The sequence below is a fragment of the Streptococcus sp. KHUD_015 genome (assembly GCF_051106265.1).
Taxonomy (GTDB): Bacteria; Bacillota; Bacilli; order Lactobacillales; family Streptococcaceae; genus Streptococcus.
Genome location: NZ_CP193665.1, coordinates 1,209,268 through 1,222,554, shown reverse-complemented (window position 1 = coordinate 1,222,554; position 13,287 = coordinate 1,209,268). Strand labels below are relative to the sequence as shown.

The 13,287-nt window shown below is 40.0% G+C and carries 11 protein-coding genes and 1 pseudogene; 6 read left to right on the top strand and 6 right to left on the bottom strand.

The genetic code is table 11. From position 1 onward, the window contains the following. Positions 1–13: 13 nt before the first annotated feature. The 6 genes from ACORHU_RS05610 to ACORHU_RS05585 all read right to left on the bottom strand — a co-directional run bounded on the left by ACORHU_RS05610 (position 14) and on the right by ACORHU_RS05585 (position 4,079). On the bottom strand, positions 14–655 hold the full coding sequence (locus tag ACORHU_RS05610; protein ID WP_049535633.1) for a redox-sensing transcriptional repressor Rex: 642 nt from the start codon (positions 653–655) through the stop codon (positions 14–16). 82 nt (positions 656–737) lie between these two features. Then, positions 738–953, bottom strand: coding sequence for a DUF4649 family protein (locus tag ACORHU_RS05605; protein WP_061759713.1), 216 nt, complete (start codon positions 951–953; stop codon positions 738–740). Between the two features lie 7 nt (positions 954–960). Then, complete coding sequence (locus ACORHU_RS05600) at positions 961–1,308, bottom strand: DUF1831 domain-containing protein (RefSeq protein WP_000863540.1); 348 nt, start codon at positions 1,306–1,308, stop codon at positions 961–963. Between the two features lie 4 nt (positions 1,309–1,312). Continuing rightward, complete coding sequence (locus ACORHU_RS05595; RefSeq protein ID WP_434363847.1) at positions 1,313–2,428, bottom strand: cysteine desulfurase family protein; 1,116 nt, start codon at positions 2,426–2,428, stop codon at positions 1,313–1,315. Between the two features lie 9 nt (positions 2,429–2,437). Next, positions 2,438–3,397, bottom strand: a complete 960-nt coding sequence (locus tag ACORHU_RS05590) for a ribose-phosphate diphosphokinase (protein WP_001283819.1) — start codon at positions 3,395–3,397, stop codon at positions 2,438–2,440. Positions 3,398–3,509: 112 nt separating this feature from the next. Beyond that, positions 3,510–4,079 (bottom strand): CYTH domain-containing protein, encoded by a 570-nt coding sequence (locus tag ACORHU_RS05585; RefSeq protein ID WP_434363845.1) that lies wholly within the window; start codon positions 4,077–4,079, stop codon positions 3,510–3,512. A gap of 128 nt (positions 4,080–4,207) precedes the next feature. Here ACORHU_RS05585 and ACORHU_RS05580 point away from each other — a divergent pair, with 128 nt between their 5' ends. From ACORHU_RS05580 to ACORHU_RS05555, 6 genes and pseudogenes are all read left to right on the top strand, one after another. Beyond that, entirely contained in the window at positions 4,208–4,879 is a 672-nt protein-coding gene (locus tag ACORHU_RS05580; RefSeq protein ID WP_060805291.1) for a GTP pyrophosphokinase, read from the top strand. Further along, on the top strand, positions 4,863–5,681 hold the full coding sequence (locus tag ACORHU_RS05575) for an NAD kinase (RefSeq protein ID WP_218493459.1): 819 nt from the start codon (positions 4,863–4,865) through the stop codon (positions 5,679–5,681). The genes ACORHU_RS05580 and ACORHU_RS05575 overlap by 17 nt, the downstream gene beginning before the upstream one ends. Beyond that, on the top strand, positions 5,678–6,574 hold the full coding sequence (locus tag ACORHU_RS05570) for an RluA family pseudouridine synthase (RefSeq protein ID WP_434363842.1): 897 nt from the start codon (positions 5,678–5,680) through the stop codon (positions 6,572–6,574). Before ACORHU_RS05575 ends, ACORHU_RS05570 begins: the two co-directional genes overlap by 4 nt. A gap of 43 nt (positions 6,575–6,617) precedes the next feature. Then, positions 6,618–7,592, top strand: coding sequence for a phosphate acetyltransferase (pta, locus tag ACORHU_RS05565; RefSeq protein ID WP_049544223.1), 975 nt, complete (start codon positions 6,618–6,620; stop codon positions 7,590–7,592). 121 nt (positions 7,593–7,713) lie between these two features. Beyond that, positions 7,714–9,066 (top strand): annotated as a pseudogene (locus tag ACORHU_RS05560) (IS3 family transposase). A gap of 428 nt (positions 9,067–9,494) precedes the next feature. Then, positions 9,495–13,187 (top strand): SIALI-17 repeat-containing surface protein, encoded by a 3,693-nt coding sequence (locus ACORHU_RS05555; RefSeq protein ID WP_434363840.1) that lies wholly within the window; start codon positions 9,495–9,497, stop codon positions 13,185–13,187. Positions 13,188–13,287: the final 100 nt, after the last annotated feature.

Below are 13,287 nucleotides of genomic sequence, written 5' to 3'. Positions count from 1 at the left end.
TGATTTTCGCTTTCTAATCCTCTTTTCGCATGAAGTAGAGGAGGGTTTGGAGTTCACTTGTCAAATCGACATATTGAACGACCACGTCTTTTGGTAAATGAAGATGAACTGGTGAAAAACTGAGAATTCCTTTCACGCCAGCATCAACCAAGAGATTAGCGACCTCTTGTGACTTAACGCTGGGAACGGTCAGGATAGCAGTCTTAACATCAGCATCCTTGATTTTTTCTTTGATTTGAGAAATCCCGTAAATAGGAATTCCATCAGGAGTTTGCGTACCGACTTCAGGATGCTCATCTAGGTCAAAGGCCATGATGATTTTCATCTTGTTACGCTCGTGGAAGCGGTAGTGTAGCAGGGCATGCCCCATATTTCCAATACCAACCAGCATGACATTGGTAATAGAGTTATCATTGAGCAAATCGGCAAAAAATGTCATCAGTTTTTTGACATCATAGCCAAAACCACGACGACCAAGTTCACCAAAATAGGAAAAATCCCGACGTACGGTCGCAGAATCAATACCGATGGCCTCTGCAATTTGTTTAGAGTTGGCACGTTCAATCTTTTCTGCATGAAATCTCTTAAAAATTCGATAGTAGAGGGAGAGTCTTTTTGCTGTAGCTTTTGGAATAGCGGACTGTTTATCTTTCACAAAATCACAACCTTTCTATTCTTCTATTTTATAGAAACATTGTGAAAAAATCAACAAAAATAAGAGAAAACTAAGAAAAATCTTAGTTTTGATGTAAAAAATCTGCATGTGATAGAAAACGGTAGAGGTCTCCGACCAGTCCTTGGTAAACTTCCTGTCCCTCAAAAGTCAAAGAAGTCACATAAAGTGTATCTGGTAGGGTCACACATCCTGACAAAGCCAGCATGAGAGCCTCATAATCTTCATACTTGAGAGTACGCTCTACATGATAGCTGTCTTTATAGGTCAGTTTAAACATATAGGACCTATCTTTCAGATTTTGTAAAGACACCACGTTCTACCAAACTATCCATGAGGAAATAGAATTTTTCCTGATGAATGTGGTGGTCTTCTGATTTGAAAATATCAACCAGACGGAGACCAAACTTGTCAGTGATATTGATTTTAGCCCCTGTTAGCTCTTTATTGATAATGATTTTGAGTTGGAAGCCTTCACCGCTGTTTGGAACTTTTTCAAGTAAGCGAGTCAGTTCATAGTTACCAACCTTTGTCTCAAAAAAAGTATTGTCCTTGAGGGTAAACTTTTTAACAGAAGGGCTAAGAGTGTAGTCGTAACGACAATTTTTTAACTGAATGGTTTTTTCAAATGCCATATGGCTAACCTCCGATAATTTCTTTTAAGGTCTTTGCGAGGGTATGTAGGTCTTCGACAGTATTTTCTGGAGAGAGACTGATACGAACGGATTCCTTCAAGCGTTCTGAATTTGCTCCGTACATAGCTTCAAGAACATGGCTGGATTGGACAATGCCTGCGGTACAGGCTGAGCCAGTAGAGATTGAAATTCCAGCCAAATCTAGACGAAGGAGTAAGAGATCATTTTTCTGACCAGGAAATCCAATATTGAGAACATAAGGAAGATGGTGTTGTCCTCTATTCAGGTAATACTGAACTCCCTCAAGCTCCGCAAGAAAGGCAGTTTCTAGATTTTGTACATGTTGAAAATGTTCTTCTTGTTTTTCTAGGTCTTCTTTTAGGGCTGCAACCATGCCTACGATAGCAGCTAGATTTTCAGTCCCTGCACGTTTTTTCTGTTCTTGGTCTCCACCATGGAGATAGGAATCAAAGTCCATGCTAGATGCGTAGAGAAAGCCGATTCCCTTAGGACCATGAAATTTATGGGCAGAAGCAGTGAGAAAATCAATGCCCAATTCTTCTGGATGAATAGGGATTTTTCCAATAGCCTGAACTGCATCGACATGATAGGCGGCTGGGTGTTGCTTGAGTATTTGTCCAATTTCAGCAATGGGAAGTAGGTTTCCAGTCTCATTATTGGCAAACATAGTAGAAACCAAAATCGTATCGTCACGTAAGGCCTCTTGAATTTGCTGGGCTGTGATCTCTTGATTTTCTGGCTGGATAATGGTTGCTTCAAACCCAAAGTGTTGAACCAAGTAATCAATTGTTTCAAGGACAGCATGGTGCTCAATGGCAGTTGTGATGATATGTTTTCCTTGTTCTTGATGACGAAGGCAGTAGCCGATGATAGCAGTATTGTTGCCTTCGGTCCCGCCAGAAGTGAAAAAAATATGTTGAGGTTTTGTCCCCAATAACTGAGCTAGTTCCTGACGGGCTTCTCTCAAAAGCTTGCCAGCTTGACGACCATGCCCATGAATACTAGAAGGGTTCCCGTGGGTTTCTTGCATAACCTTGGTCATAGCAGAAATAGCAACTGCTGACATGGGAGTCGTCGCAGCATTGTCCAAATAAATCAAAGAATCACCTTATTTCTTTTTGTTGTAGGCAAAGAGTGGGCTGACTGGTTTTCTTTCGTGAATACGGACGATAGCATCACCAATTAACTCACTAGCAGTAATGTAGCATACGTTTTTAGGAGTTTTTTCTTTTGTTGCTACTGAATCAGTCACAAGAATTTCTTTAATACTAGTATTGTCAAGAAGTTCAGCAGCTCCTTCGACGAAGAGACCGTGGCTAGAAACAGCATAAATTTCTGTAGCTCCTTCACGTTCAACGATTTTAGCTGCTTCAGAGAAGGTACGTCCAGTATTTAAAATATCATCAATCAAGATGGCTTTTTTACCTTCAACATCACCAATGATATAACCTTCGTTGCGAGTTGCATCGTCTTGAGGATAATCGATAATGGCGATAGGAGCATCAAGATACTCAGCCAAGCTACGAGCGCGTTTCACACCTGAATTTTTAGGGCTGACGACAACAACATCTGACCCAAGTAGTCCCTTATCGCAGTAATGTTTTGCAAATAGGGGAACTGTGAAGAGGTTATCGACAGGGATATCAAAGAAGCCTTGAACCTGAACAGCATGCAAATCCAGAGTAAGGATACGATCAACACCAGCTTTAACCAGCATATTGGCAACTAGTTTAGCTGTAAGTGGCTCACGTGGTGAAGCAATGCGGTCTTGACGTGCATAGCCAAAATATGGAAGGACAACGTTGATACTGTGGGCACTTGCGCGAACACAAGCATCGACCATGATTAGTAATTCCATTAGGTGGTTGTTAACAGGGAAACTTGTTGATTGGATGATGTAAACATCATAACCACGGACACTTTCTTCGATATTTACTTGGATTTCTCCGTCTGAAAATTGACGTGATGACAGTTTTCCAAGTGGGACACCAACAGCTTGAGCAATTTTTTGTGCAATCTCTTGGTTAGAGTTAAGTGCGAAAAGTTTCATATTTTTTCTATCTGACATTATAGACCGTCCTCTGTAAACTTCATAAATCCTAGTTATATATGTTTTGCATATATGAACTGGGATTCGTGTATTTTTATCTCTTCTATTTTACCAAAAAATGGAGATTATTTCAGCTATTTTTCATGCTTTTGACAAATCGGACTAATTTTGAGGGAGCTTTTTGGTAGGAAATCTGATTTTTCTCTAAGAATTGTTGGAAATCCTGTTTGCCTTGCTCATGATCTTCCACTTCAAGCTCTAATTCGTAATCTGTCATATCAAAGTACTGACTTTCATCCAGTGCCATGAGACCAATAGCTGTTTGCATTTCATAGCGAAGTGTCGTTAGACAACCAAGGATCTGCCATTCACTTGTTTTAATACCATGTTTCGCCAATTCATCAAGAACCAGTCCCTGAGGAAGTTCTTCCTTAGCCAGATAGTTTTCAGCATCTTTTAGTTGCAATTTTTGGTTGTATTCCATGTTTCCAACACTTTGCGGAACTTTGAGTGTCAATTCTGCCCAGTCTTCAAAGGTTCGAATGCGCATAGCAACTTTCTTTTCTCGAAGTTCAAAATCAGGAGTGTCGATGTAGTAATTTTTTTGAAGAACAGGAGTGACGTCTGTGAACTGCTCTTTTAGACGATCATATTCATCTTTTTTCAATAATGTTTTCAATTCAATTTCTAAATGTTTCAATTTTCTTACCTTTTCTTTATCTATGAAAGCGGATTATATGATATAATAGCTTTGTATTTATTGTATATGAATCTGGAGAAAAAATCAAAGATATTTTTGACGGATAATATGAGAACAAGGGAGAATATATGACCTTAGAATGGGAAGAATTTCTAGATCCTTACATTCAAGCTGTTGGTGAGTTAAAGATTAAACTACGTGGTATTCGTAAGCAATATCGTAAGCAAAATAAGCATTCTCCGATTGAGTTTGTGACTGGTAGAGTCAAGCCGATTGAAAGTATCAAGGAAAAAATGGCTCGTCGTGGCATTACTTATGCAACCTTGGAACACGATTTGCAGGATATTGCTGGTTTGCGTGTGATGGTCCAGTTTGTAGATGACGTCAAGGAAGTAGTGGAAATTTTGCACAAGCGTCAGGACATGCGAATCATACAGGAGCGAGATTACATTACTCATCGAAAAGCATCAGGCTACCGTTCCTATCACGTGGTAGTAGAATATACGGTTGATACTGTCAATGGTGCCAAGACCATTTTGGCGGAAATTCAAATTCGTACCTTGGCCATGAATTTCTGGGCAACGATAGAACATTCTCTCAACTACAAGTACCAAGGGGATTTCCCAGAGGAAATTAAAAAGAGACTGGAAATTACTGCCAAAATTGCCCATCAGTTGGATGAAGAAATGGGTAAAATTCGTGATGATATCCAAGAAGCCCAGGCTCTTTTTGATCCTTTGAGTAGAAAATTAAATGACGGTGTAGGAAACAGTGACGATACAGATGAAGAATACAGGTAAACGAATTGACCTGATAGCTAATAGAAAACCGCAGAGTCAAAGGGTTTTGTATGAATTGCGAGATCGTTTGAAGAGAAATCAGTTTATACTCAATGATACCAATCCAGATATCGTTATTTCCATTGGTGGGGATGGCATGCTCTTGTCGGCCTTTCATAAGTACGAAAACCAGCTTGACAAGGTACGCTTCATTGGTGTTCACACTGGACATTTGGGCTTCTATACGGACTACCGTGATTTTGAGTTGGACAAGCTAGTGACTAATTTGCAGCTGGATACCGGAGCAAGAGTCTCTTACCCTGTTCTGAATGTGAAGGTCTTTCTTGAAAATGGTGAAGTGAAGATTTTCAGAGCACTCAATGAAGCTAGCATTCGTAGGTCTGATCGAACCATGGTGGCGGATGTTGTGATTAACGGTGTCCCCTTTGAACGTTTTCGTGGAGACGGACTAACAGTTTCAACTCCGACTGGTAGTACAGCTTATAACAAATCTCTTGGTGGAGCTGTTTTACACCCTACCATTGAAGCTCTGCAGTTGACAGAAATTGCCAGCCTTAATAATCGTGTTTATCGAACACTGGGCTCTTCCATTATTGTTCCTAAGAAGGATAAGATTGAACTTATCCCAACTAGAAACGATTACCATACTATTTCTGTTGACAATAGCGTTTATTCCTTCCGTAATATTGAGAGAATCGAGTATCAAATCGACCATCATAAGATTCACTTTGTCGCATCACCTAGCCACACCAGTTTCTGGAATCGTGTTAAGGATGCTTTTATTGGCGAGGTGGATGAATGAGGTTTGAATTTATCGCAGATGAACATGTCAAGGTTAAGACCTTCTTGAAAAAACACGAGGTTTCTAAGGGGCTACTGGCTAAGATTAAGTTTCGAGGCGGAGCTATTCTGGTCAATGACCAACCACAAAATGCGACGTATCTATTGGATATTGGAGACCGCGTTGTCATTGATATTCCCGCTGAGGAAGGCTTTGAAACTCTAGAAGCTATCGAGCGTCCACTGGATATTCTCTATGAGGATGACCATTTTCTAGTCTTGAACAAACCCTATGGAGTGGCCTCTATTCCTAGTGTTAATCACTCCAATACCATTGCCAATTTTATCAAGGGTTACTACGTCAAGCAAAATTATGAAAATCAACAGGTTCACATTGTGACCAGACTTGATAGAGATACTTCTGGCTTGATGCTCTTTGCAAAACACGGCTATGCCCATGCACGATTAGACAAGCAGTTGCAGAAAAAGTCTATCGAGAAACGCTATTTTGCTTTGGTTAAAGGTGAGGGATACTTGGAGCCAGAGGGGGAAATTATTGCTCCTATTGCGCGTGATGAAGACTCTATTATCACCAGACGGGTGGCTAAAGGTGGAAAGTATGCTCATACATCATATAAGATTGTCGCTTCTTATGGAAATATTCACCTGGTAGATATTCGTTTGCACACTGGACGAACCCACCAAATTCGAGTCCATTTTTCTCATATTGGTTTTCCTTTGTTGGGAGATGATTTGTACGGAGGTAGTCTGGACGACGGCATTCAACGTCAGGCCTTGCATTGCCATTACCTATCCTTCTATCATCCATTTTTAGAACAGGACTTGCAGTTAGAAAGTCCCTTGCCGGATGATTTCAGTAACCTTATTACTCAGTTATCAACTAATACTCTATAAAAACTGTTTCAGAGTATAATTATTATCTTAAAGGAGAAAACTCATGGAAGTTTTTGAAAGTCTCAAAGCCAACCTAGTTGGTAAAAATGCTCGTATCGTTCTCCCTGAAGGGGAAGAGCCTCGTATTCTCCAAGCAACTAAACGTTTGGTAAAAGAAACAGAAGTGATTCCTGTTTTACTTGGGAATCCTGAAAAAATTAAAATTTATCTTGAAATCGAAGGAATTGAAGATGGTTACGAAGTCATTGACCCTCAACACTATCCTCAATTTGAAGAAATGGTTGCTGCCTTGGTAGAGCGTCGTAAGGGCAAAATGTCTGAAGAAGATGCACGCAAGGTTTTGGTTGAAGATGTTAACTACTTTGGTGTTATGTTAGTATACTTGGGCTTGGTTGATGGAATGGTATCAGGTGCGATTCATTCAACAGCTTCAACAGTTCGCCCAGCCCTACAAATCATCAAAACTCGCCCAAATGTAACGCGTACTTCAGGTGCCTTCCTCATGGTTCGTGGTACGGAACGTTACCTATTTGGAGACTGTGCTATCAATATCAATCCTGATGCAGAAGCCTTGGCTGAAATTGCCATCAACTCAGCAATCACAGCTAAGATGTTTGGCATCGAGCCTAAAATTGCTATGCTAAGTTATTCTACTAAAGGTTCAGGATTTGGTGAGAGCGTCGATAAGGTTGTAGAAGCAACTAAAATTGCTCACGACTTGCGTCCTGACCTTGAAATCGATGGTGAGTTGCAATTTGATGCAGCCTTTGTTCCAGAAACTGCAGCTCTGAAAGCTCCTGGAAGCACGGTAGCTGGTCAAGCAAATGTTTTCATCTTCCCAGGTATCGAAGCAGGAAATATTGGCTACAAGATGGCTGAACGTCTTGGTGGCTTTGCGGCTGTAGGACCTGTTTTGCAAGGTTTGAACAAGCCAGTTAACGATCTCTCTCGTGGATGTAATGCTGATGATGTGTACAAGTTGACCCTTATCACAGCAGCTCAAGCAGTTCATCAATAAAAAGAAGTTGTACTAAATAATTCGTATTTATAATCAAAAAACGCATAGTATCAAGTGCTGAGTCCTGAACTGCACCCCAAAAGTTAGACAGAAAAAATCTAACTTTTGGGGTGTTTTTATTATGAAATTAACTTATGATGATAAAGTTCAGATCTATGAACTTAGAAAACAAGGATATAGCATAGAGAAGCTTTCAAATAAATTTGGGATCAACAATTCTAATATTAGGTACATGATTAAATTGATTGATCGTTACGGAATAGAGTTCGTCAAAAAAGGAAAAAATCGTTACTATTCTCCTGATTTAAAACAAGAAATGATTCATAAAGTCTTACATGAAGGCTGGACTAAAGATAGAGTTTCTCTTGAATACGGACTCCCAAGTCGTACGATACTTCTTAATTGGCTAGCACAATACAAGAAAAACGGGTATACTATTGTTGAGAAAACAAGAGGGAGATCAACTAAAATGGGACGTAAGCCAAAAACGAGACCTGAAGAGAGAACAGAATTAGAACGTCTTCAAGCAGAAAATGAGTAGCTGAGAGCGGAGAATGCTATCCTAAAAAAGCTAAGAGAACTCCGATTGAAGGAGGAAAAAGAGAAAGAAGAAAGACAGAAATTGTTCAAGAATTAATGACTGAGTTTTCGTTAGATATTCTTCTAAAAGCCATTAAACTAGCTAGTTCGTTCGACCTACTACTATCACTTGAAACAGCTAGATAAACCAGATAAGGACCAAGAGCTTAAAGATGAAATTCAATCCATTTTTATCGAACACAAGGGAAATTATGGTTATCGTCGGATTCATTTAGAACTAAGAAATCGTGGTTATCTGGTAAATCAGAAAAGAGTTCAACGCTTGATGGAAGTACTCAATTTACAAGCTAAAATGCGACAGAAACGAAAATATTCTTCTCATAAAGGAGATGTTGGCAAGAAGGCAGAGAATCTCATTCAACGTCAATTTGAAGGCTCTAAAACAATGGAAAAGTGCTACACAGATGTGACAGAATTTGCCATTCCAGCAAGTACTCAAAAGCTTTACTTATCACCAGTTTTAGATGGCTTTAATAGCGAAATTATCGCCTATAATCTTTCAACTTCACCCAACTTAGAACAAGTAAAAACAATGTTGGAACAAGCATTCACAGAGAAGCACTATGAGAATACGATTCTCCATAGTGACCAAGGCTGGCAATATCAACACGATTCTTATCATCAGTTTCTTGAGGGTAAGGGAATTCAAGCATCCATGTCACGTAAGGGTAACAGCCCAGACAATGGTATGATGGAGTCCTTCTTTGGGATTCTGAAATCGGAAATGTTTTACGGTTATGAGAAGTCGTTTCAGTCGCTTAAGCAATTGGAACAAGCTATTGTAGACTATATTGATTACTACAACAATAAACGAATTAAGGTAAAACTAAAAGGACTCAGCCCTGTGCAATACAGAACTAAATCCTTTGGATAAATTAATTGTCTAACTTTTTGGGGTCAGTACATATATGCGTTTTATTATGAAAAATGTTTATTAGATCTTATACTCGTATTGGATGTTGTCATTCAGACTCTGTTTTGATTGGATTATGATTGAAACTAGTTTCAAATAATTTAGAATTTTTAACTATTTTTGAAAGTAGAATCTATTGTCTACTGTGAAGTCTAAAACTGAAAATATTTATTATATAATAAGGTTAAGATAAAATATGAAAGGAGTAAAATGTCTTTCATGACGTATTGCAAAGTTGAACTGTACGCTATGCAAGATTGTTTAAATTAAAAATAATGGAAATTTCCATTAAATAGTTTAGTTTCTTTTGGAATTGTCTAGTCCTAGTGGCTAAAAATTTTAAGTCAAAAAGAAAGCGCTTTACCGAATTAGAAAATGAGAGGTAAAATATGAATCAGAGACATTTTGATAGAAAACAACGATACGGAATTCGGAAATTTGCAGTTGGAGCAGCTTCAGTAGTGATTGGAGCGGTTGTTTTTGGTGCTACTCCTGCTTTGGCTCAAGAGGCGCCATCAACGAGTGGTGAAACAGCAGGGCAATCTTTGCCAGAATTGCCTAAGGAAGTAGAGACAGGAAATCTGACGAATCTAGATAAGGAACTCGCAGACAAATTGTCAACAGCAACGGATAAGGGAACTGAAGTGAGCCGTGAAGAGTTGCAAGCAAACCCAGGGTCTGAAAAACCAGCAGAAACAGAAGCATCAAACGAAAATCCAGCTACAGAGAGTGAAGACAAAGAAGAAGTTGGAAACATTCCGCGTGATTTTTATGCCAGAGAGTTGGAAAATGCCAATACTGTTATAGAGAAGGAAGATGTTGAAACCAATCCTTCAAACGGGCAAAGAGTTGATATGAAGGAGGAGCTTGGCAAGCTTAAAAAACTTCAAAATGCGACTATTCATATGGAGTTTAAGCCAGATGCATCTGCTCCACGTTTTTACAACCTCTTCTCAGTTTCTAGTGATACCAAAGTAAATGAATACTTTACCATGGCCATTCTTGATAACACAGCTATCATTGAAGGTCGGGATGCCAATGGGAACCAATTTTATGGTGATTATAAAAATGCTCCTTTGAAGATTAAACCAGGTCAGTGGAATTCTGTAACCTTTACAGTTGAGAGACCCAATGCAGACCAACCAAATGGTAAGGTGCGCCTCTACGTAAATGGTGTCTTGTCTCGTACAAGTCCTCAATCTGGTCGTTTCATCCAAGATATGCCAGATGTCAACCATGTGCAAATAGGTACAACCAAACGTACAGGCAAAAACTTCTGGGGCGCTAATCTTAAAGTCCGTAATCTAACGGTTTATGATCGTACCCTTTCACCAGAAGAAGTTAAAAAACGTAGTCAGCTCTTTGAAAGAGGAGAGTTGGAGAAGAAACTTCCTGAAGGAGCAGAAGTTACTGATAAACTGGATGTTTTTGAAGGTGGTGAGAACCGCAAGCCAAATAAAGATGGTATTGCAAGCTACCGTATTCCAGCTCTGCTGAAAACGGATAAGGGAACCTTGATTGCTGGTGCAGATGAGAGACGTTTGCATCACTCTGACTGGGGCGATATCGGTATGGTTGTTCGTCGTAGTGATGATAAGGGCAAAACATGGGGAGATAGAATCGTCATCTCAAATCCTCGTGATAATGAGAATGCTAGAAGAGCTCATGCGGGATCACCAGTTAATATTGACATGGCCCTAGTCCAAGATCCGAAAACTAAGCGAATCTTCTCTATTTTTGATATGTTTGTAGAAGGTGAAGCAGTTAGAGATTTGCCAGGAAAAGCACCGCAAGCCTATGAGCAAATTGGGGATAAGGTTTACCAAGTTCTGTACAAAAAAGGTGAAGTAGGACATTATACAATCCGTGAAAATGGTGAGGTTTTTGACCCTGAAAATAGAAAGACAGAATACCGTGTTGTAGTCGATCCTAAGAAACCAGCTTATAGTGATAAGGGTGACCTTTACAAGGGTGAGGAACTGATTGGTAATGTCTACTTTGATTACAGCGACAAGAATATCTTTAGAGTTTCAAATACTAACTATCTCTGGATGTCTTATAGTGATGACGATGGTAAAACTTGGTCTGCACCTAAAGATATTACCTACGGTATTCGTAAGGATTGGATGCACTTCTTAGGTACTGGGCCTGGTACAGGTATTGCTTTGCACTCAGGTCCTCACAAAGGGCGTCTTGTTATCCCTGCCTACACTACAAATAACGTATCCTACCTAAGTGGATCCCAGTCTTCACGCGTCATTTACTCAGATGACCATGGTGAAACTTGGCATGCAGGGGAAGCTGTCAATGATAACCGTCCGGTAGGTAACCAAACAATTCACTCTTCAACTATGAATAATTCAGGTGCTCAAAATACGGAGTCAACCGTTGTTCAGTTGAATAATGGAGATCTCAAACTCTTCATGCGCGGATTGACAGGTGATCTTCAAGTTGCTACAAGTAAAGATGGTGGAGCAACTTGGGAAAAAGATGTGAAGCGCTATGCGGATGTCAAAGATGTCTATGTTCAAATGTCAGCTATACACACTGTACAAAATGGCAAGGAGTATATCGTCCTCAGTAATGCAGGTGGGCCAGGACGATACAATGGTCTGGTACACGTAGCACGTGTGGAAGCTAACGGAGATTTAACTTGGCTCAAGCATAATCCAATTCAAAGTGGTAAATTTGCTTATAACTCCTTGCAAGATCTTGGAAATGGTGAATTTGGTTTGCTTTATGAGCATGCAGATAACAACCAAAATGAATACACCTTGTCCTATAAGAAATTCAACTGGGATTTCCTAAGTAAGGATGGGATTGCTCCAACGAAAGCAACTGTGAAAAATGCTGTAGAGATGAGCAAAAATGTCATCGCTTTAGAATTTGATTCTGAAGTATTGGTGAATCAGCCACCAGTTCTAAAACTGGCAAATGGAAATTTTGCGACCTTCTTGACTCAGTACGATTCAAAAACATTGCTATTTGCAGCTAGTAAGGAAGATATTGGTCAGGAAATTACAGAAATCATTGATGGTGCAATTGAGAGCATGCATAATTTGTCTGTAAGTCTTGAAGGGGCAGGAGTTCCTGGTGGAAAAAATGGTGCAAAAGCAGCAATCCATGAAGTTCCAGAATTCACAGGTGCAGTCAATGGTGAAGGTACAGTTCATGAGAATCCAGTCTTTGAAGGTGGCATCAACGGTGAGGAAGCAGCAATTCATGATGTGCCAGAATTCACAGGTGGTATCAACGGTGAAGAAGCAGCTGTTCAGGAACTTCCAGAATATATTCCAGTAGAAACTTCAAAAGGAGAAGCAGCGACTCATGAAGTTCCATCTTATGAAGGAGGCGCTAATGCGGTAGAAGCAGCTAAATCAGAACTTCCATCCTATGAAGGTGGTGCTAATGCGGTAGAAGCTGCAAAATCAGAAGTTCCATCTTATGAAGGAGGCGCTAATGCGGTAGAAGCAGCTAAATCAGAACTTCCATCCTATGAAGGTGGCGCTAATGCGGTAGAAGCGGCTAAATCAGAGCTTCCATCCTATGAAGGTGGTGCTAATGCGGTGGAAGCAGCTAAATCAGAACTTCCATCCTATGAAGGAGGCGCTAACGCGGTAGAAGCGGCTAAATCAGAAGTTCCATCTTATGAAGGTGGTGCTAATGCGGTAGAAGCAGCTAAGTCAGAACTTCCATCCTATGAAGGAGGCGCTAATGCGGTAGAAGCGGCTAAATCAGAACTTCCATCCTATGAAGGTGGTGCTAATGCGGTAGAAGCCGCAAAATCAGAACTTCCATCCTATGAAGGTGGCGCTAATGAAGTACAGTCTGCTAGTTCGGATCTACCAACTCTTGCGGATGGTGTCAACGAGGCCGAAGCAACAGTGCATAAGGTGACAGAATATAAGGCTGACCCGTCTACTGCAGTGCAGGCTATGGCGCAAGAACATACTTATCAAGCACCTGCGGCGCAGCAGCATCTCCTGCCTAAAACAGGAAGTGAGGATAAGTCCAGTATTGCAATTGTAGGGTTTGTAGGGATGTTTCTCGGCTTGTTGATGATAGGGAAAAAGAGAGAATAATAGAGAAGTTGAGAACTTAAATTTTTAAAAATAAGAAGAGGTAATGGAAATAAAATTAGGTACCGACTTTTAAAAGTTAGATTTTTTCTGTCTAATCTTT

Excerpts from the sequence above, each read along its gene's own strand:
- ACORHU_RS05605 (WP_061759713.1), bottom strand. The coding sequence starts at position 953 with ATGTTTAAACTGACCTATAAAGACAGCTATCATGTAGAGCGTACTCTC.
- ACORHU_RS05600 (WP_000863540.1), bottom strand. The coding sequence starts at position 1,308 with ATGGCATTTGAAAAAACCATTCAGTTAAAAAATTGTCGTTACGACTAC.
- ACORHU_RS05590 (WP_001283819.1), bottom strand. The coding sequence starts at position 3,397 with ATGTCAGATAGAAAAAATATGAAACTTTTCGCACTTAACTCTAACCAA.
- ACORHU_RS05580 (WP_060805291.1), top strand. The coding sequence starts at position 4,208 with ATGACCTTAGAATGGGAAGAATTTCTAGATCCTTACATTCAAGCTGTT.
- ACORHU_RS05575 (WP_218493459.1), top strand. The coding sequence starts at position 4,863 with ATGAAGAATACAGGTAAACGAATTGACCTGATAGCTAATAGAAAACCG.
- ACORHU_RS05570 (WP_434363842.1), top strand. The coding sequence starts at position 5,678 with ATGAGGTTTGAATTTATCGCAGATGAACATGTCAAGGTTAAGACCTTC.
- pta (WP_049544223.1), top strand. The coding sequence starts at position 6,618 with ATGGAAGTTTTTGAAAGTCTCAAAGCCAACCTAGTTGGTAAAAATGCT.
- ACORHU_RS05555 (WP_434363840.1), top strand. The coding sequence starts at position 9,495 with ATGAATCAGAGACATTTTGATAGAAAACAACGATACGGAATTCGGAAA.